Origin of the sequence: uncultured Marivirga sp., from assembly GCF_963974845.1 — a bacterium.
Classification (GTDB): domain Bacteria; phylum Bacteroidota; class Bacteroidia; order Cytophagales; family Cyclobacteriaceae; genus Marivirga; species Marivirga harenae.
Map to the genome: position 1 here is coordinate 25,209 of NZ_CAXBEQ010000004.1, position 24,314 is coordinate 49,522.

Genomic DNA, 24,314 nt, shown 5'->3' on the forward strand with positions numbered 1-24,314 from the left:
AATTTAAATCTGTCTAGTCCTGAAATAGCGTTTCACAAAAAGTAAATTTGCAAAATAAAAAAGCCACCCGAATTCTCATCTAGGTGGCTCAACCATATACTAAACTATTAAACTTTAATTTTCTACCTCTTGAAGTTTCGGGTAATCGGTATAGCCTTTATGACCAGGCGTATAGAAAGTATCAGTATCAAATTCTGCTAGCTCAGCCCCGTTCTCAAAACGCTCTACTAAATCAGGGTTTGAGATGTAAGGCTTTCCATAAGCTACCATATCAGCATCTCCATCTTCAATAACCTTATTACCTTTTTCTTGATCGAAATTAGCATTAATCATTAAATTGCCTTTGTAAATTGGTCTGTATCTTTTGGCAATTTGTGTCTCTGCGTCTTCTACATCTGATACATCATTAAAAGGTTCTGATAAGTGTAAATAAGCTAAATCATAATCATTTAACTTTTCAATAATGTAGTCGAAAGTTGGAATGGTGTCTTCATTTAAAGTCATTCCGAAAATACCATGCAGTGAAGGATTTAATCTTAACCCAATTCTGTTTTCAGGCATCACTTTTTTAATCTCATCTATAATTTCAAAAAGTATTCTGGCTCTGTTTTCAATGGAGCCACCATATTCATCTTCGCGAATATTTGAAGTGGAACTGAAGAATTGATGTAATAAATAACCATTTGATGAATGGATTTCAACACCATCGAAACCTGCTTCCCATGCATTTGCTGCTGCATTCTTGAAATCTTGGATGGTCTGCTGGATGTCCTCAAGGCTCATTTCCTTTGGTACCACCGTGTCTTTGAATCCCTCAGGAGTAAAAGATTTTGCTTCAGGATTAAGCGCTGAAGGAGCATGTGGTAGTTCTCCATTATGAAAATCAGGATGTGATATTCTGCCTACATGCCAAAGCTGGATAAAAATTTTACCACCCTCATCGTGCACCATTTTGGTCACCTCTTCCCAAGCTTCCGTTTGTGCTTTAGTGTGAATGCCGGGAGTATTAATATAGCCTACAGCTTTTTCTGAAATTTGAGAACCTTCGGTGATGATTAAACCAGCAGAAGATCTTTGCTGATAATAGGTCCCCTGTAAAGCTGCAGTAGCTATTTTTTCAGGATTATCTGCTCTACTTCTGGTCATTGGAGCCATAATGACTCTATTTTTTAGTGTTAAATCTCCTAATTTAATAGGTTTTAATAGTGCTTGATTTGTATTCATTTTTATGTAATTAAATTTTGCTTGATTGAATTTATGATCTAAGTTCTTCTAATAGATTGTTTAGATTTTGTAGTTTTTTGTTGTTTAATGAAAATTGAATTTGCTCCATCTTCGCTTTTCCCTGCTTCATCACCTCTATACCTTTTTCAGTTAGCGCTATATACACTACTCTTTGATCGCGTGTACATCTATCTTTGAGAGTAAATCCCTTTTCGCATAGCTTATTCAGCAATCGGGAAACATTGGAGCGGTCATCAATCATTCTATCCTTGATGACTTGTACATTGGCTTTATTTGCTTCTTGCCCATGAATGATGCGCAATACGTTTAGCTGCTGGAAAGAAATATCCAAAGGGCTTAATGCTTTAGCGATCAGATTTTCAAGCCAATTCGCTGAATACAGTAATTCAGCGATAAGTTTTTGACTTTCATTTTGAAACTGATGATTGATGACTTTTTCTATTTCCATAAGCATTCCATGGAATTATGTTCCATGGAATATAAATACGGGAGCTTAAATTATAGGTTAAGTTTTTAAAGAAAAAAATCAAATTATTTTATTCTGATATTTGGATAAGGCACATAACCATCATCACCTGGCACTTTTGGGAATTTTTTGTCTATCCAGTCTTGCCTGGCTTGCCGTAAAACTTCCTTATCAGATGAAACAAAATTCCAATTAATATAGCGCTCTTCAGGAAAAGGATCTCCACCAAAAATATAGACTGTGCTGTTTTCTCCCATTTCAAATTCGCACAAAGAGCTTTCTTTAGCTATTAGTATTTGCTTTGGATCAAATTGATTTCCCTCGCTTTTTATATGTCCTTCTAGAATATATAGGGCACTTTCACCAAAAAGATCATTACCTATATTCACTTTTTGAGCCTTTTTACTTTTAATCTCAATGAAAAACAAGTTGCTATGCACTGGCACAGGAGACTCTTTTTCAAATGCTTGTCCTGCTATCAGTTTTATTTCTAAGCCGTTTTCATTCCACTGCGGAATCTTATTTGCTTCAATATGTGCAAAGGTGGGAGCGGAATCTTCTAAATGCTTAGGTAATGCTACCCAAATTTGTAAGCCATGAAGCTTCTTATCAGAATTTCTTAAATATTCTGGTGTTCGCTCCGAATGCACAACACCTTTTCCAGCAGTCATCCAATTAACAGCCCCTGGTTTAATTTCTACCTCGCTACCGATACTATCTTTATGCAAAATAGAACCTTCAAATAAATAGGTCAGGGTAGAAAGTCCAATATGAGGATGTGGAGGAACATCTAAGTTTTCATGATCACTCAATGCAGCTGGGCCCATGTGATCGATAAAAACAAATGGCCCAACACTTCTTTTCTGTTTGAACGGAAGTAAACGACCAACCATAAAACCGCCTATATCGGCAGCACGTTCTTCTATTATTAAGGAGATATTAGACATTGCACTAGATTATTTATTCATCTTTAAACTCTCATATACAACGCTAGGTTTTCAAAAAACTGAAAGCTTTTTCTAATTTTCCCAACCCCAAGGAGCAGCAGGTGCTTCCACTTCTTCAGTTAAATCAAATTCAACTCTAATAGGTTTATCGCTACTTACTCTCCTTAAGTTATAGGTAAAGGTAGAATCCGTGATACTGACCCACCAAACATTTCCAGCAGCGTAAGGGATTAAATCAACCGTTTCTTGGTCGGCTGGGAAATATTGTAATTTCGCAAATCCAGTGTTGGGACTTGTGCCTCCGTACATCGTAATATCGTCCGGACTTCCATCTTCGTGTCTGTGGTCATGTTTTAACTGGATACTATTTTCGTTCAAAGTAAACATCCATGTTCTGGACCGGTTTTCTCCCACCACAAAAGGGATTCTTATTTGACCTTCCCCGCAAGATAGAAAATGCATGACCAAATCTTGCTGCTGAAAATCCTTTGGCACTGGGGCCGTAATCACTTTACCGGCATATGCTTTTCCGCAATGTTGTTCTAATGATTCCCAAAATTGGAGATGATTGGATTTTTCTTCTTGGGCGATAGAAAAGGAAGTGTAAGAGAATAATAATACCGAAAGACTAAATAGGATTTTCATATTGAGAGTTTTATAGTAATGTTCGAAAGATACTTCTTTGGCTTATTTTTCCCATACTTATGTTGATTTAAAAAATGATCATAGCTAATAAAACACCCCCCCCGTAGCCCCCCTCAAGGGGGGAGACGCACAGAGTTACTTTTTATTTTTTAATTTGATTTGTATCACTGTAATAAAATATTATCAAAAGGTATTATTTAATAAATAGTGATGAACCCTATTGCTTTCTACTAAAATAAAATCGGTGAGAACTATCCCCTTGAGGGGATCATAGGGGTGTTGATAGAAATATCAGCTAATTGAAATAATACTTATTTGACTGATATTCAGTTAAATAATTCATATGAATCAATTTTATTAAAATAATTTCAAATTCTCTGTAACTTTCACTCCTCTTGTGCATCTACCTATTGTAATGAGCGAAGAAAACTACTTTAAAAATATCTACCTAAGTCAAAAGAATAAGCTCTTCCGCTTTGGCTACTACTTTCTAAAAGACGAAGAGGAGGCTAAAGACGCGACCCAAGAAGCTATGATTAAGATTTGGGACAAAAGAGCCGACTGGGAAGCAGTAGAAAATCCAGAGGCTTGGGGTATGCAAATAGTTAAGAATATTTGCTTGGATAGATTGAGGAAGAGAAAAACAGTCCAAAAGCATCATGATTCGCTCAAATTAGAGAAGACTTTTGGACAAGATCCTGGTACAATCTCCCTTTGGCAAGACCAATGGAAAATTATGCAGGAAGTGATGGAGCAGTTGAGTGACAAGCAAAAAACGGTATTCATTTTAAGAGAAGTGGAAGGGAATAGTTATCAGGAAATTGCTGAAACTTTGGAAATATCTGAGGCACAAGTGAAATCTGACCTCTTTCGCTCCAGAAAATTTTTGAAAGCAAGTATGCAAAAAATAAATGACCATGGCATTAAGAAAACTCGAACAATGGCTTGAAAAGTACTGGCTGGGCGAGCTCAGTCAAGTAGAAGAAATGGAGTTTAAAAACGAACTCAAAGCCAATAAAGATAAGCTTACTGGCGAATTAAAGAAATTGGCAGATTGGTTTGGAAGCCATGAAGAAGTCAAGCAAGAGCTCGTGCTGGATGATGATTTTGATAATAGAATCATGAAGGAAATTCATCAAAAATCCAAGCCAAAAGACAGCTGGAATTGGATGAAGGTTGCAGCCTCTATCTTGGTAGTATTTGCATTAGGTTTCTTCGCGTGGTGGATGCCACAGCAACAAGAGCAAAAACAACTGGCTCAACAAGAAGAAAAAGCCTATAAAGAAGCAAAAGCTACTTTAGAGCTGATGGCTTCCATGATGAATCACGGAAAAAAGCATCTAAGCTCTCTTGAAATGATTAATACGGCACAAGAGAAAGTGAAAAACACTTTTCAACCGGATAGAAAAGAAAAGAAAAAAGAAGGGCAAGATGGATGAATAGATAGAATCAAGAGTCTAGAGTCTAGAATCTAGACAGGAGATAGGATCTTAAATCTTAAACTCTTACATCTTAAATCTAAGTACCTAATACTTATTACTTAATACTTAAAACTCGAAAAAAAATGAAAAAGATAGGATTAATAGTTGCATTAGCTTTAGTAAGTTTAGCAGCACAAGCACAGAACACAGAATTCATGAAATTTTATAATAAATACTCATCAGATGAGACTTTTACTATTGTTTCAGTGAATCAACGAATGATTGAATTGTTCTCTAATTTTGAAGTAGAAGGAGAAGAAGAGGAAGCCATGAAAAAGGCGGTATCTGGATTAAAGGGAATAAAACTAATTGCTAATAGTAAAACTAGCAATGGTGCAGCACTTTTTTCAGAAGCGAATTCTGCATTTGCTAGAGGATATGATGAGTTGATGACCGTTAGAGATGGCGATTCAGATATTCGATTTTTAATTCAAGAAAAAGGCGGTAAGGTAAGTGAACTCGTGATGTTGGTAGGAAGTGACAGCAGTTTTGTAGCGGCTAGTATCTTCGGTGAAATAGACCTTAAACAAATGTCGAAAATGGCAAAAGGTCTGAATATATCGGGTATGGAAAATCTCGAACAATTGGACAATATGGAAGATGACCAAAAGTAATTACCAAAAAATAAACTAATTTTAGCGAGGTGAGCTTAGGCTTACCTTGCTTTTTCTATTTAAATTATTGAGCATATGAGACTATTAATTTTATTTTTATTTACCTTATCTATTTTCTCAGCCTGCGAGAAAAAAATTGAAGACCCATTGAAAAGTCTCCAAGAAAAAGAAATTCATACATTAAATATAAATCTTTATCCCAGCAATTTGAAAATGATCAATACCAAAAATGATCCTAATTTTGCTGAGGCAACGAAAGGTATACAAAAACTGCATGTATTGCAGATAAAATGGGATAAGGAATCTAAAAAAGCTGATTATGCTGAATGGAAAAGCCAGCAAGATTTCAACGATTGGGAATCTATATTTTCTGCTAGAATGGAAAATGCGGATATCGAAATTAAAGCACCAGAAGGTAGAGAAGATATCCTCTTTGCTTCTGCTGACACTAAGGACGGTCTTTTTGTTGGTTTTCTGGAAGGAACATTCGATATTTCACAAGTTCCAGCTTTAATGAAAGCTGATTTGGATTTGGGTCCGATTGGCGACTTTATTCAAGACAAAGAAAAGCAAAAGGAACATAGGAAGAGGGTAAGAAAGATGCAGAAGGAAATGAAGGGTGATTCCACTGAGAAACAGTCTGAAAGCACTGACGAATAAATTTATGGCAGAAAATGTATTAGAAATTTCAGGGCTGAATAAGCAATATGGAAATATTCAGGCAGTTAATAATCTCGAATTAAAAGTTGAAAAGGGAACTGTTTTTGGATTGCTGGGTCCCAATGGGAGTGGTAAAAGTACAACCCTCGGAATTTTACTGGGGGTTGTTCAGAAGGATTCTGGAATGTTCCAATGGTTTGGGGAGGAACCGACTGCAGCGCAAAGAAAAAGGTTAGGAGCCATTTTAGAAAGCCCTACTTTCTATCCCTATCTCTCAGGAATTCAAAACTTAAAGATAGTCTGCAAAATTAAGGAAGTACCCGAAAGCAGAATAATGGAAGTTTTGGAGCAGGTGGGACTGGCTCAAAGAGCTAAATCTCCTTTCAAAACTTATTCATTAGGAATGAAACAGCGATTAGCCATTGCTTCTGCATTGCTATCCGACCCAGAAATCTTGATTTTAGATGAGCCGACTAACGGATTAGATCCACAAGGAATTGCAGAAATCAGAGAGCTAATCGTTAATATTGCCGGGCAAGGAAAAACCATCATTTTAGCAAGCCATTTATTGGATGAGGTGCAAAAAGTTTGTACTCACTTTGCTGTTTTGAAGCAGGGCGAGAAAATCTTTCAAGGTACAGTAGCAGAAAGTTTAATGGGAAATGAAGGAGTGGAGTTGTTAGCTGATGATATCGAAAGTCTTAAAAACACAGTAAGGACTTTTCCTGCCTTTGTTGATATGAAAATCAATAATTTGGGAAGATTGGAGGTGCAATTATCAAAAGAGACCCCAATTCAGGATTTTCATCGGTTCTTAATTGAGAAAGGAGTTGTCTTGACCTATTTAACCTACATCAATAAATCCTTGGAGAAACAATTTTTACAACTTTTATCCGAAAAGTCATGATATTGAAATTTTTACGTATAGAATGGTTAAAACTTAAAAATTATAAGACATTTATACGCCTAGCCTCTCTTTATTTTTTGCTTTTATTACTAGTCTTAAGCAGTGTTAAAATGCTCTTATCTTGGATGGCCAGTTCGGGCATGGAGTTTCAAGGGATTAGTCCCGATATCATTCCTTTCTATGATTTTCCTGATGTTTGGCAGAATTTAACATATTTAGCTTCTTACTTGAAGTTTTTCTTAGCCTTTATAGTGATCATATCAGTTACCAATGAGTATTCTTATAGGACTATTCGCCAGAATATTATTGATGGGATGTCACCTTCAGAATTCTTATGGGCAAAACAAAGCTTAATTTTTGGCTTTAGCCTTTTCAATATGTTGGTTATCTGGATATCGGGTACGCTTATGGGTGTAATTTATGGTTCAGAATTTAATTTTGGTCTCTATATGACTGACATGGAATTCTTACTGGCTCATTTTCTCGAACTGATTACCTTTTTGAATCTGGCCATGTTGATATCTGTTTTGATGAAAAAAGCAGGTTTTGCTATTATTGGGTTGTGTTTTTATGCTATCTTTTTAGAACCAGCAATAGTTGGTATTTTAAATTACAAATTTGATGATCATTGGTTAATTACGCTTTTCCCAATTCATGCAGTCAATAATTTAGTTGAGATTCCTTTTCAGAGATATGTATTTATGGAGATTCAGGATTTTGTAAAAGTCAGTAGTGCATTAATAGCTCTAGCTTGGTTGATTGTAAGTATTGGGTTGAATTACTTTTTAATTGCCAAAAGGGACGTTAATTAATTTATGGATGATTTGATTTCTGAAATAAAGGAGTGTCAACTTTGTCAAAATGAACTTCCTCTTGGTGCTAATCCGGTAGTTCAAGCTTCTTCAGAAAGCAAAATAGCCATTATTGGGCAAGCTCCTGGTGTAAAAGTGCATCAATCTGGAATTCCGTGGGACGATAAAAGTGGTGATAATTTAAGGAATTGGCTCGGTGTGGGTAAAGAGGAATTCTACGATAAGCATAGTTTTGCATTGATTCCTATGGGGTTTTGTTATCCTGGTACAGGCAAGTCAGGTGATTTTCCTCCTATGAAAATTTGTGCTCTTATGTGGCATCAAAAGTTATTTCAAAGAATGCTGAATGTGAAAGTCACATTATTAGTGGGTCAATATGCACAGAGATATTATTTGAAAAAAGAAAGGAAAGAAACTTTGACCTTGACCGTCCAATCCTATACAGATTACTTGCCTGAATATTTTCCTTTACCTCATCCTTCACCAAGAAATAATATATGGCAAAGTAAAAATCCGTGGTTCAAAGCAGAGGTCTTGCCTTACTTAAAATCACGGATTTCAGATATAATTTAAGAATATTATTAAGCTACTGCGGGAATAGGAGCTGTTTTTAATTCCTTTACTTTCTTATCATAGCTGCCAGTTCCTAATTGATTTAATAAAGTGAAATGACTTTTCAATGCCACTCCAAAAGATTTATGATGGTGATAAGGAATACCAAATTCTTCAGCAGTTTTTTGCACTATTGGCGCAATTTTATCGTAATGGACATGGCAAATATTAGGAAATAAATGGTGCTCAATTTGATGATTTAATCCACCAACAATCCAAGTAAACCATGAGGAAGAATTCGCGAAATTGGAAGTAGTTCGCATTTGGTGGATCGCCCAATTGTTTTCTACGCTACCTTTTTCATCGACCTTATAGAAATCAGTTTCAGTGATTACATGTGCCGGTTGAAATACCAGCGCTAACACCAAGCCACTGATAAATTGCATAAGCAAAAATGCTAAGACAACCTGCCACCACACAATACCTGTTATCATAATGGGAGCCACGAGCGTTAAAGCAATGTACCAGGTCTTGTTGAACAACATTAGGCCTAATGCTTTTTTGAAATTAAGCCCTTGTCCCTTTAATAGATTTCTTTTATTGTATCTGATGAGTTGGTCAATATCTTTGGCTATCAACCAATAGAATGTCATAAATCCATAAAGTAATGGGGCATAAAAAGCTTGAAACTTGAAAATACTTTTACGCTCTTGATGTGGGGAAAATCTAATTATACCTTTTTTGTCAATGTCTTCATCATACTCATCAATATTAGTGAAAGAATGATGTAAGACATTATGCTGGATTTTCCAATTGATATGATACGCACCCAGAAAATTTGCGGTAAATCCTAACATTTTATTAACGTTGTTGTTCTTGGAATAAACTCCATGATTAGCGTCATGCATTACGCAAAGTCCAATTCCAGCCATTCCAAATCCCATAATTATAAACATTGGGAAGGCCAAGGAAAAGCTAGTGATCAATCCACTAAGTAAAAATGCTAAGGGGATGAAATAAAGCAAAAGCATAAAAGCGGTTTTTATTCTCATTCGAGTATTAGCATACTTTGAGACATTATGATCTTTGAAGTATTGATTTACTCTTTTTCTTAAGATGCTTACAAATTCGGGGTTATCGGTGGTGTTAAATTTTACGGTGTTCTTATTCATAAATAACTATTAATACTACTAAAGTCACAAGATAGCCTTAAATCAATGAAATCTGTTACTGATTCGAATTTTTTAGACGAATGCATGATACCATCAGATTGAGATCTTTGACTTACTATATTTCTAAGATAAATACATTTCTTGAACTATGAAAATTGTTCAAAAATCAAAAATTATGGGGACTTAATTCTGTTAATGTTCTTCCTAAACAATCTCTTCAGTATTCAAGAATACATATTTACTTAAAATACAGCTTGTTCTTATTGAAAATGACTTACCTTTTTCTTATTGATCATGAACTTAAGCTAGTTTATTCAACTTGCCAAATTACTGTATGGATATCTTTGAAAAATACATTTTTGTTTAATTATTGAAGCCTTGAAGTAAACATGATTTGAACAAAAAAGGGGGCGATCCTTCTAATATACAAACGTATTTGTTTTAGATAAAAGCAACAATAGTTTATTGGCATTTAAAAAGCCATACTCGGTTTTATTGAGTATGGCTTTAAATTGAATTTAATATGCTATTTATTCCTCATCTTTATAAATGAAGACTTTCGGCATATTTTTTTCATTCATATATCCACGATACATACCAGATGTATTAAATGGCATTGATATATTTCCAGCTTTATCTAAAGCAATAAAGCCTCCTGACCCACCAAACTCCACTAATTCTTCATAAACAATTTTATTGGCAGCAGCGTCTAGACTCATGCCGGCATACTTCATTTTAGCTGCAACATCATAAGCTACGACAGAACGAATAAAGTATTCTCCATGACCAGTAGCGGAAACTCCACAAGTTGCATTATCTGCATAAGTTCCAGCTGCAATTATTGGCGCATCCCCAATTCTCCCATATCTTTTGTTTGTCATCCCGCCAGTTGAAGTTCCAGCAGCAATATTCCCATCTTTATCTAAGGCTACACAACCCACTGTTCCGAATTTGCTATCAGGAAAATCCAATAAAGCAGCACTTCTATCTTTTTCCACTTCTCTTTTCTTTACTCTTTGTAATGCATCAAATCTACTTTGTGTAAAGAAATACTCAGGATCTACAATTTCCAAGCCCTGTTCTGCTGCAAATTGTTCTGCTCCTTTTCCAGACATCATCACGTGTGGGCTGTCGTCCATAACTGAAAGAGCTGCTAAAATTGGGCTCTTTATAGTAGAAACGCCTGCTACTGCGCCAGCATTTCTTGTTTTCCCATCCATTACGGCTGCGTCTAGTTCATTTTTACCTTCATTGGTGAAAACGGCTCCTACTCCAGCATTGAATAAGGGAGATGCCTCCATGATCTGTATAGCCGCTATCACAGCTTGCATTGCTGGTGCTCCTGATTCTAATTTTGCATATCCTGCTTCAAGTGCTTCTTCCAGTTTTGCTCTATATTCCGCATCCTGCTCTTCGGTCATGTTTTCACGTTTTATTGTGCCCGCTCCACCGTGAATCACTAAACTGATAGGACCTTGTTTTACTTCCTTTTCCTCCGTTTTGATATCTCTCTCCTGTGGCGACTTTCTTGTGGTAGGGTCGCAAGCCATTATTAAAAGAAAAACAAAAATGCTGAAGTAGTATTGGTATGTCTTTTTCATATTTTGATTATTTATTTTGTGAATCCAATATACTTAACTGAATTTCTTTTACCAAGATGAATAACTAAAGCGGTTATTTTCTTCCATAAGCGCCAAAAATTCAATAATTTTCGTCAATCTTTTTAAATCATTGATTTATGATAAAAATTTATAAAATTATATTCGTAATAATTTTTTCGTTCGGCTCATTTGCTTCCTTTTCTCAAGCAGAGAAAAGTTTGTATTTCGTACAGACTTATGATAATGCTGGCCAACCCTTACAAAAAGGAACGGCTATCATTTTAGATGGACAGGGAACAGGAGCCACGCATCAGAATTTGTTTATTGGGGCTACAAGTGCAAAGGTTTTTACTCAGGATAGCACAATACATAATATTTCTACATTCAATGCTCATGATCCTGCCACTGGTTTAGTGAAATTTGCAGTTGATAATAACTTGAGCACCAAATTTCAAAAAGCAAATATTACCAATGGAAAATTCAAGGAAGGCGGTTCAATAAAATTTATACATGCTACTGGTATACAAAAAACAGAAAGTAAGGATGCCAAGATTTCTAAATCCTCTGAAATTGAGGGCTATGGATACTTTGCTGTAATACCTGATAATCTGAGTAAGTCCGCTACAGGGGCTGTTGTGGTTTCTGGTAATAGTATTGAAGGGATAATTTTAGATAAAGCCGAAGGCGTTAACGGAGCGGTCATTGTGGATTTAAGTAGATTGGGAAAAGCTAATTCAATCACGAACGGTTTTTCCAACTTCTCCCAAAAAATTAATTCAACTACCAATTTATTTTCTGCCTTAAATGCATATTCGAATAAAGAATGGTCAAAATCATCAAGTGCATTTGAACAATTTGCCAATGATAATCCTAGAGATGATTTTGCATGGAAAATGGCTGGGTTTGCTGCTTTTGAAGCTGGGAATTATGATAAGACCATAAGTGATTTAACCAATGCATTTAAAATAAACTCTAATCCGAGAGCCTATTCCATTAGGGCTTTTGCCTATTTTGAGCAAAAGAAGTACACAGAAGCTATTAATGATTTTTCACAGGCGCAAGATCAAAAGGTAGATGCAGCAAAATGGCATGCTTATAAAGGAATTAGTCATTATGAATTAGAACAAATCAATCAAGCTATACCAGATTTAGCGAAAGCAGTTGAGTTGGGGTCTAAAGATCCACAAGTCAGCTATTATTTGGGTAATGCCCACTTTAAAAATAATGACTTTGCAAAAGCTATTGTCGCTTATGATCAATCTGAAAAATTAGGGTTTGGATCAGAAGTGCTCTTTAATAATAGAGGGAAAGCAAAATTTTTAACGGATAAGTATGAAGCAGCTATTGAAGATTATACCACCTCATTGGCTTTAAAAGCAAACTATCAAACGGCTTTGGAGAATCGTGGAGCTGCTTACTATAAGACTGAAGCTTGGGGAAATGCGATAAAAGATTTTGAAAAAGCCGTACAGCAAGGTTCAAATACTTCAGATATTTTTCTTCAGTTAGGGGAAGCTTACTATAATTCCGAGAATTATTCATCGGCTATAGTGAATTTTGACAAAGCCATCAATTCGGGAAAAAACGAAGCTGAAGTTTACAGAAAAAGAGGAACTGCTCACTTAAGAGAGGGAAATAATGACAAAGCAATTGCCGATTTCAATGCTGCAGTGCAAAGAGGTGCGAATGACGGCAAAATATTCCAACTGCTTGGAACAGCACAGTTTGAAAAAGGCACCTATGAGGAGGCGCTACAGAATTTAGAAAGAGCGATTTCATTTGAGATCAAGGATAGCAGTCTTTTCATAAATGCTGCAAAAGCAAGTCAACAATTAAGTAGAAGCGAAGGCGCAATTTCTTATTTCAAAAAAGCCATTGCAGCCGGAGCAAAATCACCTGAAGTATTCCAACAATATGCTATTCTTTTGTACGAATCAGGTAGTACTCAAGAAGCTAAAATCAATATTGAACGGGCACTTTCAGCTGGCGCTAAAGGAAACAGGATTTATTTATATCAGGGGTATTTAGCAATTGTTGATAAAAAATGGGATCAAGCGATTTCTTCACTACAAAAAGCTGAGGAAGGTGGATTAAAAGAAGCAGGCCTATATTCGGCATTGGGTAAAGCTTATTTCCAGAAAGGTGATTTCAATTCAGCTGTAGGCAATTTAAAACAAGCTATACAAGCAGGCGATGGGTCGACAGAAAATTACGAATTAATCGGGCAATCTTATTTTATGCTTGAGAATTATCAGGAGGCATCAAGAGCTTTGAATTCTGCTATTCAGGGAGGAATTACTAATCAATCTGTATTTTTTGCATTAGGACAGTCACAATTTGAACTAGGGAATTTCAAAAGTGCGGTAGATGCACTAAGAAAAGCTGAAGAACAAGGAGAGAATTCGCTAATTCTTTATGAAAAAAGAGGGTTGGCTCATAACGAATTAAAATCTGCTGAGTCTGCTATTTCGGATTTAGAGAAGGCATCGGGAACGGGAAGCAAATCCATCGATGTTTATGTGACGCTTGGAGATCTTTATTTTCGTCAACAGAATTTACTAAATGCAGTTAGCTCCTATGATAAAGCTGTTAATTTAGGAGCAAAAGATGCGATCATTTATAATAATAGGGGGAAAGCAAAATTTCTGCAGGACAAGGTTTCCGAAGCTATCACAGATTATGGTTTGGCTTTAGCTCAAAATCCCAATTATGACCAAGCTTTATTGAATAGAGGTACGGCATATTATCAACAGGAAAATTATGCTGCAGCAATTTCGGATTTAGAAAAAACTGAGAAGAAGAGTCCTGAAGTTGCAGAAATGTTGGGTTTAGCTTATTACAAGACTCAGCAAGCAGATAAGGCTTTACAAAGTATGCAATTGGCAATCGGTGGAGGAGTTCAAAATCCTGAACTGTTTTATTTCAAGGGTAGTATTTTATACGAAAAAGAAGAATATAGGCAAGCGATAAGTGATTTTCAAAAAGCTGAAGAGGGCGGGATAAGTGAAGGCGATTTATTTGCCAAGATGGGGAATGCTTTCTTCAAAACAGATAATTTTAGACAGGCGGCTGAGCAATTGATTAAAGCAGTGGACAAAGGAGTGACTGAGAAGTCCGTGATTGAGAATTTAGGAAATTCGCTCTATGAAGGAAAGAAATATGAAGAAGCTGCTCAATTTTTACAGAGAGCAATTGCGTCAGGGACTCAAAACCCCAAAACACATTATCATTATGCGAATACTCTGTTCAGAGAAGACAGGTTTAATGATGCCATAAAATCATATGATGAAGCAATAGGCTTAGGGCAAAGGGACGAGGTAATTTTTAATAACAGAGGAAAAGCAAAGGCAAAATTAGAACAGTTTGAAGAAGCTATTCTGGACTATGATAAATCCCTTGCAGTGGATCAAAATTATGGACAAGCCATTTTAAACAGAGGAAATGCTTATTTCCAAATGGAAGCGTATCAGAAAGCCCTAAATGATTTTGATAAAGCCACTGAATTGGGACAAACGGACAACGATACTTTTGTGAGGTTAGGATTGTGCTACTTCAATTTAGAAAACTACCCACAAACTATTGAAATGATGACACAAGCTTTTCAAACAGGAAATCAGTCTTCAGATGTTTTTTACGGGAGAGGAAATGCCTATTATAAACTAGGTGAATTAGATAATGCTTATTACGATTTAAATCAAGCAGTTACTTTTGGAGATAAGCATCCAGAAACTTATTTCCATAGAGGGGAAATCAATTTCCAAAAGGAAGAATATGAAATGGCATTGTCTGATTTTGTTAAAGCTGACGAATATGGAAGTAAAGCACAACAACTCTATTTCTTAAGAGCGAAAACTCATTATGCTTTAGATAATTGGAAGGAAGCTTTGGGAGATTTCAACACATCCATTGCTTCAGACAAGGAAAATTTTGAGGCTTATGCTTTGCGTGGAAATACCAAATTCCGATTAGACGATCTATCTGGTGCCATAAGCGATTATAATACTGCTATCAAGGGAGGAATTGTGGAGGCAGTATATTTTAATAACCGGGGAAAAGCGAAGCAACTTACGGGAAAATTGGAAGAAGCAGTTGAAGATTACGATAAAGCTATACAGACTGACAGTGAATATGGTAGGGCTTATGAAAACAGAGCTTCAGCTAGATTTGAGCAAGAAAATTATGCCGGAGTAATTGAGGATGTAGATAAGCTAGAGGATTTAGGTGAGGGGAATCCCAATGCATTTTATATCAAAGCTGAATCCTACTATGCTTTAGAGGATTGGGTAGGAGCTATTTCCTATTTTGAGAGGGCGATTCAAGGCGAAGTGATCAAGTCGGATTCATATTTCAAAAGAGGAAGGTCTTATTTGGAACTGGAGGATTATCAAGCAGCATTGGATGATTTGAATCGAGCAGCAGAGGTAGATCCTTCTAATCCAAGTATTTATTTGTACCGAGCTCAATGTTTTCTATATCTAGGAGATGTTCGCTTTGCCGCGGAAGACTACTCTAAAGCTATTACTCTACAACCAGAAAATACAGATGCTTACTACAATAGAGCCATTTTGCGAGAGGAAACAGAAAATTGGGAAGGTGCATTAGAAGATTATGATAAAGTGGTGCAGTTAAATCCTGAGGATGCTTCAGCCTACTATTACAGAGGGAATGTTAAGACTGTGCTGGAGAATTATCAACCGGCCTTAAAAGATTTGAATAAAGCTATTGAACTTAATTCTGAGGACGCTTCATTCTATAAATTAAGAGGGAATATTTACTATCAGTTAGAAGATGATATAAAAGCCTGTGAAGATTGGAGTAGAGCTAAAAATATGGGAGAGGAAAGCGTTAACTATTACATAAGGCAGTATTGTGAGTAAATGAATACTAAAGTCTAGTTTTGGGTAACTTAAGATTTTAAAAATCAAATTTCAACATGAATAGTATGTAAAAGTTTACAATTTTAAATTTATTTGAATGTTGAACCTCAAATTGACAAAATGATTAACCTTAGTTTTAAAAAATTTCTCAAATCTTTATTCAGTTTTATTGGATTAGCGTATTTAGCCGTTTTCATTTTTTCCATTCTATACAATTTTCAGAGTTCTTCAGCTTATGAATTCGGAAAAATAGTAGGGTATAATATTGGATTTGTTACACCCTATATCCTTTTAATTTCTTTTATTTTTATAGTTTTATTGATCATCAACTATGGGGTTAAGCAGTATAAATTGAAGAGAAGTCAGTTTGATTAATGTAGATCGGTCGGAAACGCTACAGGTTAATAAACAATATTTTGTATTGTAGATTGAGTGTTTTAAACAATTGCTGGCCTGACTCCCTGCTGACTTAAGTAGAATCTTGAAGTCAAAAGGCAGTCAGGCCGTTTTTTGAAACTCCCTGCTTCTCACTTCTATTCTCAGACTTGCTACTTTTAAACTATGCCCTATCCATAACGTTATTAGTATGAATTTAATTTAAATTTTAAGCTCATGCTGCAATCTGATTTATTGTCCAAAAATCCTAACCTTTACATATTTCTTCCTTTCTATTTCACATTATGGGAAGATTTTAATCTAAGCGAGGCTGATATTCAAATCATGAAGAAATTGATTAAATCTCAATTATGGCTGGAAAAAGCTGAGGTCGAATTATTGGAGCAAAATCTTAATCCTAATCAAAAGCCTTCAGCCCAAGAACTAAAGAGCTGGAAAAATCAGATTCAGTTTATTAAGCCTCGTAATCTAAAGAATTTGACTACTCTAGGAATGCAGTTGGTTCTTGCTCATCAAAATGGGAATGAATTAAAAATCTCTGAACAGAATAAAAAAGCATTCCAAAATACCGAAAAGGAATTGGGTCTAATATTCAATGAAGCGGCCTATCGATTTGAGGACAGCCATTCTACTATTACTTCTGAACAGCAATCCAAATCTTCTTTTGATCCAAAACTAATGCAAGAAGTGCTGGATGGATCCAAAATAGAATTGATTCAAAAAGTAAAGGAAACATTAGCAAAAGCTGATTTTGCCTATCATCATCACGAAAAAATAGCAGATCAAAGACAACAAGTATTAGAGTGGTGCAAATTGTTGGCTAAGGAAGGTTATGGATCATGGGCCTTTCCAAGAGAATTTGGTGGGAGAGCTGATATGGAGGGCTATTTCACCATCATGGAAACATTGAGTTATCATGATTTGAGCATGGTCATCAAATTTGGCGTGCAATTCGGGCTTTGGGGCATGAGCATATACTTCTTGGGTACCGAAAAACATCATCAAAAATATTTGAAAGATATTGGTACTTTGGAACTTCCGGGATGCTTTGCTATGACGGAAACCAATCACGGTTCCAATGTACGAGGGATAGAAACTACTGCCACATATAACCATCAGAATCAAACTTTTACTATACATACCCCTCATCAAAATGCACGAAAGGAGTATATTGGAAATGCAGCTCTACATGGTCAAAAAGCAACCGTATTTGCCAAATTGATTATTGACGGAGATGATTTCGGAGTAAATGCTTTCGTGGTTCCACTAAGGGATAAAAAAGGAGAAATGCATCCTGGTGTTGAAATTGAAGACTGTGGATATAAAATGGGGCTGAATGGAGTAGATAACGGTTTGATAGCTTTCAATAAAGTTGAGATTCCTAAAGCTGATATGTTGGATCAATTTGCGTCTGTAGATGAAGAAGGCAAATTTCAAAGCTCAATTTCCAGTGATAATAAAAGGTTCTTCACTATGCTGGGAACCTTGGTAGGTGGTAGGATTGGGATACCTCGTTCAGGCCTTTCAGCTGCTAAATCAGGATTGACCATCGCGATTCGTTACGGAAATAACCGAAGGCAATTTGGTCCTGAGGGAGGAGAAGAGGTGCCCATCTTAAATTATAGAATGCATCAAAGAAGATTGATGCCATTATTGGCAAAAAGTTATGCGCTTCATTTCGCTTTAAAATATTTAACCAATCGTTTTTTAACTAGAACGCAAGAGGAAGGACAAGAAATTGAAGCATTGGCCGCAGGAATGAAAGCTTATGGGACTTGGTTCACAACTGCTAGTTTGCAAGAATGCCGAGAAGCTTGTGGGGGTAAAGGATATCTATCGGAAAACAGAATTGACGATCTGAAAAACGACACGGATGTTTACACCACTTTTGAAGGTGATAATACCGTACTGATGCAGTTGGTTGCTAAAAGTAGATTGACTGAATTTAAAAGGGAAATGGGGGATATGAATTTCATCACCATTTTTAACTATCTGAGTAATCAGGCTAAAACATCCTTCACTGAAAAAAATCCGATTGTAGTCAGAAGTACAGATGAAACCCATCTGCTAGATTTTGATTTCCATATCAATGCGTTCAAATACAGAGAAAGGGCCATCGTTGCTTCAGCCGGTCAGCGAATAAAAAAATTGGTTGATGTTGGAATGGATTCATTCGATGCTGTGAATGTGGCTCAACATCATTTGGTAAATGTTGGGCAGTCGTACATTGAAAGAAAAGTACTGGAAAGATTTCAATTGGCGGTGGAAACCACTCAAAATGCTGCCTGTAAAAAAGCGTTAAAGCAATTATGTCAATTATACGCTTTACATACCATAGAGCAAAATAAGGGCTGGTATTTGGAGCAAGGCTATATGGAAGGAGTAAAAACGAAAGCCATTCGAAAAATGGTGAATCAATTATGCTGGGACATTCGACAGGATGCAGTAGCACTAACTGATGCTTTCGGTATCCCTGATAATTTGCTCGCTGCACCTATTGCAGCCCCCTAACCCCCGAAGGAGGAACTTCGCACAGAAATTCTGTTGTTTTTTTATATGATACAAAAATGTATGCCATTGAAAATGTCGGACACTTTTGCTGACAAGCGCTTTTTTAAATCCCAATGTCCAAAATTGAAAATGTCCGACATTCCCCCCAAAGCCAACGCAAGTTTCTAACTCGTGCTGTGTTGAAATGTCAATGATCAAGTTTTGCGGGTCTAAAATGTGAGGTCAAATCCCCCTTTTGGGGGCTAGGGGCTAGTACTCCCCAAACTTAACGCTTACCATACTGTTATATTCCATTCCCAGTAATTCTGATGCATTTCCTTGTTTGATACCAATTTCTAAAACGCCTTGATCATTAAAAATGGCAAAAGCTTCGCCTCCTTGGCTTTCGTGATAATGCTCTTGAACTCCTGTGAGAGAATAATTTCTAAATTTTATTTGAACGGATTTTCCTTTACTTAAAATATCGTAGTCGTACTTCTGAATATCAGTAATCAGGTTTCCATAATCATCAATATGTACTACATGACCTTGAATAATCTCCCTGGTAGCTTTTACCTTTGGTACAATATATCTTTTAAAATCATCCACTTCCATTTCTTCGCCAGTTCCGTCAAGATTTTTGGATTGTAAAATTTTAACAGCGGCAGGAGCCAAAATATCCTTAGCTGGAAAATTACCTTTTAAGTCATCTGTTGACGCAATTTTCACAATTTTATCGGGATGTTTATCTCTTATAATACTAAGCAATCCATTATTGCTACCTAAGAAGAAACGCTTTTTAATTTCAACAGCGATCATTGCTTCATTTGGTTCAGAACGGGAATTGACTGCTACTAGATGAACGCTACCTTCCGGAAAATCTTGATAAACGGACTTTAGTACATGTGCAGCATGAATGATATCGTGCTTGGTGATGTTGTGAGATATGTCAATCACTTGAAGACTAGAATCTTCACCCAGTATTTTGGCTTTCACCGCTGCCACATAATGGTCGCGCCAACCGAAATCTGATAGAAAAGTGATCAAAGGCATACAAAAAGTCGAATTATTGTTAAATTTGTTAAAAACAAAACTACATAATTTTCAGTACTAACACATTGAGAGAACATAAATAAGAAAATCATTTGGTAGAAAAAGTTATCACTTTAGAAAATGTATCCCTTGTGGATTTTTTGGGAGTAGAAAATCGGAATATTAACGAACTTTCTTCTGCTTTTCCTAAATCAAAAATTATCTCAAGAGGGAATGAAATTAGAATACAAGGGAGTACACCCGAAATTATTCGCATCAATCAGATTGTACATTCATTGGTTACCCACTATCACAAATTTGGGAAAATAACAGAAGATAGTGTCAAAACTTACTTGAATGAGGAACATGAAGAAAGCCAAAGGAAGCTTGATGTTAATGCGGATGAAACCTTAGTTTTTGGTACGAAAGGTTATGCGATAAAAGCAAAAACTCCTAATCAAATAAAATTGGTCCAGGCTGTACGAAAAAATGATTTGGTTTTTGCAATAGGCCCTGCTGGAACTGGAAAGACTTATGTTTCAGTTGCCATGGCGGTTCAAGCTTTAAAGAATAAAGAGGTCCGCAAAATCATTATTACGCGTCCTGCTGTAGAGGCGGGTGAAAATTTAGGATTCTTACCTGGGGATTTAAAAGAAAAGATCGATCCATACCTAAGACCGATTTATGATGCATTGGACGATATGGTTCCAGCGGAAAAATTAAAGTACTACCAAGAAAATAGAGTGATAGAAATTGCTCCATTAGCCTACATGAGAGGTAGGACCTTACACAATGCTTTTATCTTATTAGATGAGGCCCAGAATACTACTCCTATGCAGATCAAGATGTTCTTGACCAGAATGGGGCCAAATTCCAAAGCCATTATCACAGGTGATATGAGTCAGGTTGATTTGCCAAAAAAGCAAAAATCAGGTTTGATAGAGTCCACACAAATATTAAAAGATATCAAGGGAATAGGAATTGTACATTTAAAAGGTGAAGATGTGGTGAGACATAAATTGGTGAAGCAAATCATCGAGGCTTACGACAAAAATGACGTTCTGATAGAAAAAGACCACAAATGATTACAGTAAAAGTAGTAGAAGATAAAGAAGAGTTAAAACAAATATTTAGTATTCGAGAGGAAGTTTTTGTTAAAGAGCAAAAAGTGGCTCGAGAGGAGGAATATGATGAGTTTGAAGAAATTTCTACACACTTTATAGCTACTGATGAAGATGGCAAGCCTTGCGGTACTGCAAGATGGCGATTTACGGAAAACGGGATGAAACTGGAGCGCTTTGCAGTTCTCAAATCGCACAGAGGCAGGGGCGTGGGACAAGCATTAGTAAAAGCAATTATTGACAACATTAAGGAATCGCCCGATTCGATAGGTAAAAAAATGTATATGCATGCTCAGCTTCCTGCAGTTTCCCTTTACTCGCGCTTTGGTTTTGAAAAAGTAGGTGAGCAATTCGAGGAATGTAATATTATGCATTATCAGATGGAAATGGTTAATAGTTGAAACACCAAGGAATCACCAGAGGATAAACCCAATCAAAGTCAACAGTCTTACTATAAATGCGGTAGCATTATTATCATTAAGTTTTGTTAAAAATTTTAACGCAAACAAGTTGCGTTTAAAATATCTGTATCTATATTTGCAATAGAATTGCGTTAATAACATTGTTAATTTTCAAAAGTGCAGATACAAATGAAAACTTCAAATAAGAATACAGTAAGAATACCTATTGACGCCTTGGGTATGATGGCCTCCATAGTATGTGCCATTCATTGTGCGGCCTTGCCTTTGTTGTTAAGCCTTTCAACACTGACAAGCCTACATTTTTTGGCTAATCCTTGGATTGAGTATTCAGTCATTATACTTAGTTTGTTTTTAGCGTTGGTTTCTTTTTTGCCTGCATTTAAACGTCATCATGGAAAGTATTCTCCACTAATTTTACTTGGCGTAGGTTTTGTTTTCATAGGATTTGGTCAGTCAGGATTGTTTTCAATAGATGAAGTCATTTTAACGGTTTCAGGTGCTTCGTTTATTGCCACAGCCCATGCAATTAATTGGGCCCTGGTCATTAAGTAATCACTAGGTGGTAAAATTTAAATAATAGTTTTTACGATTTAGATAAAAAGTTATTTCGAAAGGTGGAAGGTAAAAAGTCCAATGAGTTAGCTCAATATTAATAACAACGACTCATGATTTTGTAATATTTTAGTTAGACATTATATCACAGCTTTTTACTCCCCCTTTTTTTCTTTATTGATATTTTTTTACTTTTATTTCCATGCATCAAGCCTGGAACAGATACGCCTTCATCCGTTTTGTGCTATTCATGTCTGGAGGAATAGTTGCAGGGACTTTTTTACCAGCTATTTTTGAAATTGTACTTCTTTTATTTGGTGCGATAGTCGTTATATATATAACTGCTCAGTTTTTTAGGGGTTATCAGTTTCCTACTTTTCAATCTATTTCTTTTGCTTTATTAGCTTTCCTGATTTGCTTTTCATTTGGCTATCTTAATGCTTACTGGCAATCTGAAAAACATGACGAGACCCATTTGCTCACTATCGAATCAGCACAAATACAAGCTTTTGAGGCTATACTAGTCAGTGCAGGTAAAAGCACCGAAAAAACTTACGGTTTTAAAGTCGAAATTCAGCAGGTTTTAATAAATGGAGACTGGCGAAACAATAGGGGAAACGCTATGATTTACTTCCAAAAGGATAGTTTATCGAAGGTGTTAAAATATGGTGATCAATTACTAATAAAATCACGCATAAACGAATTAGAAACACCAAAGAACCCATTAGAATTTAATTATAAGCGATTTTTGGGCTTTGATCAGGTTTATCATCAACAATATATCACATCTGGAAAATGGCTGAAGATTGGAAAAGGGAAAGGTAATCTAATTATGGCAGCATCCATCGAAACTGGACAGTATTTGGAAGAAATTATGAATGATAACATTCATACTGAGCGATCATTAGCCATTGCCAAAGCCTTAACCTTAGGGATAAAAGATGAACTAGATAATGACTTAAGAAATGCTTATGCAGCGGCTGGTGCAATGCACGTTTTGGCAGTAAGTGGATTGCACGTTGGTATCATTTTTTTGATTGTTTCTACGCTACTAAAAAGATGGCGGAATAGGAGGGGAGGTAGAATATATTTTGCCGTAATCAGTATGTCGGTGTTGTGGGCTTATGCTTTTATAACAGGTCTATCGCCTTCAGTTCAAAGAGCAGCCATGATGTTTAGTTTTATAATTTTGGCTCAGGCTTTACGAAGACAGACAAATATATATAATACTCTGGCTGCTTCGGCTTTTGTTTTGTTGAGTATCAATCCCTTTCTATTGTTCTCTGTTGGATTTCAACTGTCTTATCTGGCTGTTTTAGGTATCGTTTTCTTTCAGCCAAAACTCTATAGCCTTTTACAATTTAAATATGTTTTATGGGATAAAATCTGGGCAATCACTTGTGTTTCTATTGCAGCGCAATTGGCAACTGCTCCATTGGCCTTGCTTTATTTTCACCAATTCCCTACTTATTTCTTTTTATCAAACTTGGTGGTAATCCCGTCAGCTTTTGTAATTCTAAATAGTAGCTTACTTCTACTATTGATATCATTTTGGGAATGGGCAGCAGAAGGGATAGGTTTTCTGATTGATCATTTTATACAGTTAATAAATTATTTGGTTTTTAAGCTTGATTATCTTCCTAATAGTACAATAGATGGTGTTTTTATTACTACTCCTGAAAGCTGGCTGATTTACATTAGTATTTTGTTTATTGCCTTATTCATTTCTGAGAAGAAGCTAAACTATTTAAAATTGACTGTCTTAAGTTTGTTTTTAATGAGTGCTAGTATTTGTTGGCGTCAATATGAAAACTTCAATGCCAAAAAATTGATCGTATATGACACCGGAAAGCATCATGCATTAGCAATCAGAAATGGATTTACTCAATATTTGAAGGTAGAAGATAGCCTAGCACAAGATAAGAATAAACTTCGATTCCATGTTTACCCTAGTCAACTGCAAGCAGGAATAGCCGATTTTCATCCTGACCGATTTGAAGCTGAAAATCAGAATGAGATTTTTGAAGATTTTCAAGAGTTAGAAGTTTCTGTCTGGAACGGTCAAAAAATTGTCCATTGGCATCAGAAAATAAATAAAAATGTGATATTGAAGGAGCCTTTGGACGTTGATTTATTAATTCTAAGTAATGACGCTTTAAGAAACCCTTCGAAACTCCAAAAATATTTCAATGCCCAGAAAATTGTATTAGATGCATCCAATTCTTATTATAACATTCAAAACTTTAAAGCTAAATTTGAGGAGGAAAATTTAGATTATTACATAGTGCCGGAAGAAGGTGCTTTTGAATGGAAATTATAAAC

Annotated in this window: 20 protein-coding genes; 13 read left to right on the top strand and 7 right to left on the bottom strand. The window is 35.9% G+C overall.

The window, feature by feature from the left end:
* Positions 1 to 114: 114 nt before the first annotated feature.
* From AAC601_RS10070 to AAC601_RS10085, 4 genes are all read right to left on the bottom strand, one after another.
* On the bottom strand, positions 115 to 1,224 hold the full coding sequence (locus tag AAC601_RS10070; RefSeq protein ID WP_340153172.1) for an alkene reductase: 1,110 nt from the start codon (positions 1,222 to 1,224) through the stop codon (positions 115 to 117).
* Between the two features lie 31 nt (positions 1,225 to 1,255).
* Positions 1,256 to 1,693, bottom strand: coding sequence for a MarR family transcriptional regulator (locus AAC601_RS10075; RefSeq protein ID WP_340153173.1), 438 nt, complete (start codon positions 1,691 to 1,693; stop codon positions 1,256 to 1,258).
* A gap of 83 nt (positions 1,694 to 1,776) precedes the next feature.
* The gene (locus AAC601_RS10080) at positions 1,777 to 2,658 is read right to left on the bottom strand and encodes a pirin family protein (RefSeq protein WP_303270121.1); all 882 of its coding nucleotides are present in this window, start codon (positions 2,656 to 2,658) and stop codon (positions 1,777 to 1,779) included.
* A gap of 72 nt (positions 2,659 to 2,730) precedes the next feature.
* Positions 2,731 to 3,303: a hypothetical protein gene (locus AAC601_RS10085; RefSeq protein ID WP_340153174.1), complete on the bottom strand. Its 573-nt coding sequence runs from the start codon at positions 3,301 to 3,303 to the stop codon at positions 2,731 to 2,733.
* A 415-nt stretch (positions 3,304 to 3,718) separates the two neighbouring features.
* On the opposite strand from AAC601_RS10085, the gene AAC601_RS10090 reads away from it, so the two are divergent.
* From AAC601_RS10090 to AAC601_RS10120, 7 genes are all read left to right on the top strand, one after another.
* Positions 3,719 to 4,252 (top strand): RNA polymerase sigma factor, encoded by a 534-nt coding sequence (locus AAC601_RS10090; RefSeq protein ID WP_303270119.1) that lies wholly within the window; start codon positions 3,719 to 3,721, stop codon positions 4,250 to 4,252.
* On the top strand, positions 4,221 to 4,742 hold the full coding sequence (locus AAC601_RS10095; protein ID WP_340153175.1) for a hypothetical protein: 522 nt from the start codon (positions 4,221 to 4,223) through the stop codon (positions 4,740 to 4,742). The genes AAC601_RS10090 and AAC601_RS10095 overlap by 32 nt, the downstream gene beginning before the upstream one ends.
* A gap of 125 nt (positions 4,743 to 4,867) precedes the next feature.
* A complete protein-coding gene (locus AAC601_RS10100) occupies positions 4,868 to 5,398 on the top strand; it encodes a DUF4252 domain-containing protein (protein ID WP_303270117.1) in 531 nt (176 codons plus the stop codon).
* Positions 5,399 to 5,473: 75 nt separating this feature from the next.
* Positions 5,474 to 6,058, top strand: coding sequence for a DUF4252 domain-containing protein (locus AAC601_RS10105; RefSeq protein WP_303270116.1), 585 nt, complete (start codon positions 5,474 to 5,476; stop codon positions 6,056 to 6,058).
* Between the two features lie 4 nt (positions 6,059 to 6,062).
* Entirely contained in the window at positions 6,063 to 6,965 is a 903-nt protein-coding gene (locus tag AAC601_RS10110; RefSeq protein ID WP_303270115.1) for an ATP-binding cassette domain-containing protein, read from the top strand.
* Positions 6,962 to 7,777 (top strand): ABC transporter permease, encoded by an 816-nt coding sequence (locus tag AAC601_RS10115; protein WP_340153176.1) that lies wholly within the window; start codon positions 6,962 to 6,964, stop codon positions 7,775 to 7,777. Before AAC601_RS10110 ends, AAC601_RS10115 begins: the two co-directional genes overlap by 4 nt.
* Positions 7,778 to 7,780: 3 nt before the next feature.
* Complete coding sequence (locus AAC601_RS10120; protein WP_303270113.1) at positions 7,781 to 8,350, top strand: uracil-DNA glycosylase family protein; 570 nt, start codon at positions 7,781 to 7,783, stop codon at positions 8,348 to 8,350.
* Positions 8,351 to 8,358: 8 nt separating this feature from the next.
* Here AAC601_RS10120 and AAC601_RS10125 read toward each other — a convergent pair whose 3' ends face one another.
* Positions 8,359 to 9,501 (bottom strand): acyl-CoA desaturase, encoded by a 1,143-nt coding sequence (locus AAC601_RS10125; RefSeq protein WP_303270112.1) that lies wholly within the window; start codon positions 9,499 to 9,501, stop codon positions 8,359 to 8,361.
* Between the two features lie 530 nt (positions 9,502 to 10,031).
* Entirely contained in the window at positions 10,032 to 11,102 is a 1,071-nt protein-coding gene (locus AAC601_RS10130) for an isoaspartyl peptidase/L-asparaginase (RefSeq protein WP_303270111.1), read from the bottom strand.
* Positions 11,103 to 11,239: 137 nt separating this feature from the next.
* On the opposite strand from AAC601_RS10130, the gene AAC601_RS10135 reads away from it, so the two are divergent.
* Together AAC601_RS10135 and AAC601_RS10140 are read left to right on the top strand one after the other, a co-directional pair.
* On the top strand, positions 11,240 to 15,979 hold the full coding sequence (locus tag AAC601_RS10135) for a tetratricopeptide repeat protein (protein ID WP_340153177.1): 4,740 nt from the start codon (positions 11,240 to 11,242) through the stop codon (positions 15,977 to 15,979).
* Positions 15,980 to 16,591: 612 nt separating this feature from the next.
* On the top strand, positions 16,592 to 18,886 hold the full coding sequence (locus tag AAC601_RS10140) for an acyl-CoA dehydrogenase (protein ID WP_303270109.1): 2,295 nt from the start codon (positions 16,592 to 16,594) through the stop codon (positions 18,884 to 18,886).
* Positions 18,887 to 19,135: 249 nt separating this feature from the next.
* On the opposite strand, the gene AAC601_RS10145 is transcribed toward AAC601_RS10140, so the two are convergent.
* Positions 19,136 to 19,918 carry an SAM-dependent chlorinase/fluorinase gene (locus tag AAC601_RS10145; protein WP_303270108.1) on the bottom strand — a complete coding sequence of 261 codons (783 nt, stop codon included), beginning with the start codon at positions 19,916 to 19,918 and terminating at the stop codon, positions 19,136 to 19,138.
* Positions 19,919 to 20,010: 92 nt separating this feature from the next.
* Here AAC601_RS10145 and AAC601_RS10150 point away from each other — a divergent pair, with 92 nt between their 5' ends.
* The 4 genes from AAC601_RS10150 (at position 20,011) to AAC601_RS10165 (ending at position 24,312) form a co-directional block, all read left to right on the top strand.
* Complete coding sequence (locus AAC601_RS10150) at positions 20,011 to 20,982, top strand: PhoH family protein (RefSeq protein ID WP_303270107.1); 972 nt, start codon at positions 20,011 to 20,013, stop codon at positions 20,980 to 20,982.
* Positions 20,979 to 21,419 (top strand): GNAT family N-acetyltransferase, encoded by a 441-nt coding sequence (locus AAC601_RS10155; protein ID WP_340153178.1) that lies wholly within the window; start codon positions 20,979 to 20,981, stop codon positions 21,417 to 21,419. Before AAC601_RS10150 ends, AAC601_RS10155 begins: the two co-directional genes overlap by 4 nt.
* A gap of 189 nt (positions 21,420 to 21,608) precedes the next feature.
* Positions 21,609 to 21,992 (top strand): MerC domain-containing protein, encoded by a 384-nt coding sequence (locus AAC601_RS10160; RefSeq protein ID WP_303270105.1) that lies wholly within the window; start codon positions 21,609 to 21,611, stop codon positions 21,990 to 21,992.
* 202 nt (positions 21,993 to 22,194) lie between these two features.
* Entirely contained in the window at positions 22,195 to 24,312 is a 2,118-nt protein-coding gene (locus AAC601_RS10165) for a ComEC/Rec2 family competence protein (protein ID WP_303270104.1), read from the top strand.
* Positions 24,313 to 24,314 lie beyond the last annotated feature (2 nt).

Bases quoted from the DNA above. Each gene is read 5' to 3' on its own strand.
- AAC601_RS10140 (WP_303270109.1), top strand. From the start codon at position 16,592: ATGCTGCAATCTGATTTATTGTCCAAAAATCCTAACCTTTACATATTT.
- AAC601_RS10125 (WP_303270112.1), bottom strand. From the start codon at position 9,501: ATGAATAAGAACACCGTAAAATTTAACACCACCGATAACCCCGAATTT.
- AAC601_RS10075 (WP_340153173.1), bottom strand. From the start codon at position 1,693: ATGGAAATAGAAAAAGTCATCAATCATCAGTTTCAAAATGAAAGTCAA.
- AAC601_RS10120 (WP_303270113.1), top strand. From the start codon at position 7,781: ATGGATGATTTGATTTCTGAAATAAAGGAGTGTCAACTTTGTCAAAAT.
- AAC601_RS10085 (WP_340153174.1), bottom strand. From the start codon at position 3,303: ATGAAAATCCTATTTAGTCTTTCGGTATTATTATTCTCTTACACTTCC.
- AAC601_RS10155 (WP_340153178.1), top strand. From the start codon at position 20,979: ATGATTACAGTAAAAGTAGTAGAAGATAAAGAAGAGTTAAAACAAATA.
- AAC601_RS10070 (WP_340153172.1), bottom strand. From the start codon at position 1,224: ATGAATACAAATCAAGCACTATTAAAACCTATTAAATTAGGAGATTTA.
- AAC601_RS10095 (WP_340153175.1), top strand. From the start codon at position 4,221: ATGGCATTAAGAAAACTCGAACAATGGCTTGAAAAGTACTGGCTGGGC.
- AAC601_RS10160 (WP_303270105.1), top strand. From the start codon at position 21,609: ATGAAAACTTCAAATAAGAATACAGTAAGAATACCTATTGACGCCTTG.
- AAC601_RS10135 (WP_340153177.1), top strand. From the start codon at position 11,240: ATGATAAAAATTTATAAAATTATATTCGTAATAATTTTTTCGTTCGGC.
- AAC601_RS10115 (WP_340153176.1), top strand. From the start codon at position 6,962: ATGATATTGAAATTTTTACGTATAGAATGGTTAAAACTTAAAAATTAT.
- AAC601_RS10080 (WP_303270121.1), bottom strand. From the start codon at position 2,658: ATGTCTAATATCTCCTTAATAATAGAAGAACGTGCTGCCGATATAGGC.
- AAC601_RS10090 (WP_303270119.1), top strand. From the start codon at position 3,719: ATGAGCGAAGAAAACTACTTTAAAAATATCTACCTAAGTCAAAAGAAT.
- AAC601_RS10100 (WP_303270117.1), top strand. From the start codon at position 4,868: ATGAAAAAGATAGGATTAATAGTTGCATTAGCTTTAGTAAGTTTAGCA.
- AAC601_RS10145 (WP_303270108.1), bottom strand. From the start codon at position 19,918: ATGCCTTTGATCACTTTTCTATCAGATTTCGGTTGGCGCGACCATTAT.
- AAC601_RS10165 (WP_303270104.1), top strand. From the start codon at position 22,195: ATGCATCAAGCCTGGAACAGATACGCCTTCATCCGTTTTGTGCTATTC.
- AAC601_RS10110 (WP_303270115.1), top strand. From the start codon at position 6,063: ATGGCAGAAAATGTATTAGAAATTTCAGGGCTGAATAAGCAATATGGA.
- AAC601_RS10105 (WP_303270116.1), top strand. From the start codon at position 5,474: ATGAGACTATTAATTTTATTTTTATTTACCTTATCTATTTTCTCAGCC.
- AAC601_RS10130 (WP_303270111.1), bottom strand. From the start codon at position 11,102: ATGAAAAAGACATACCAATACTACTTCAGCATTTTTGTTTTTCTTTTA.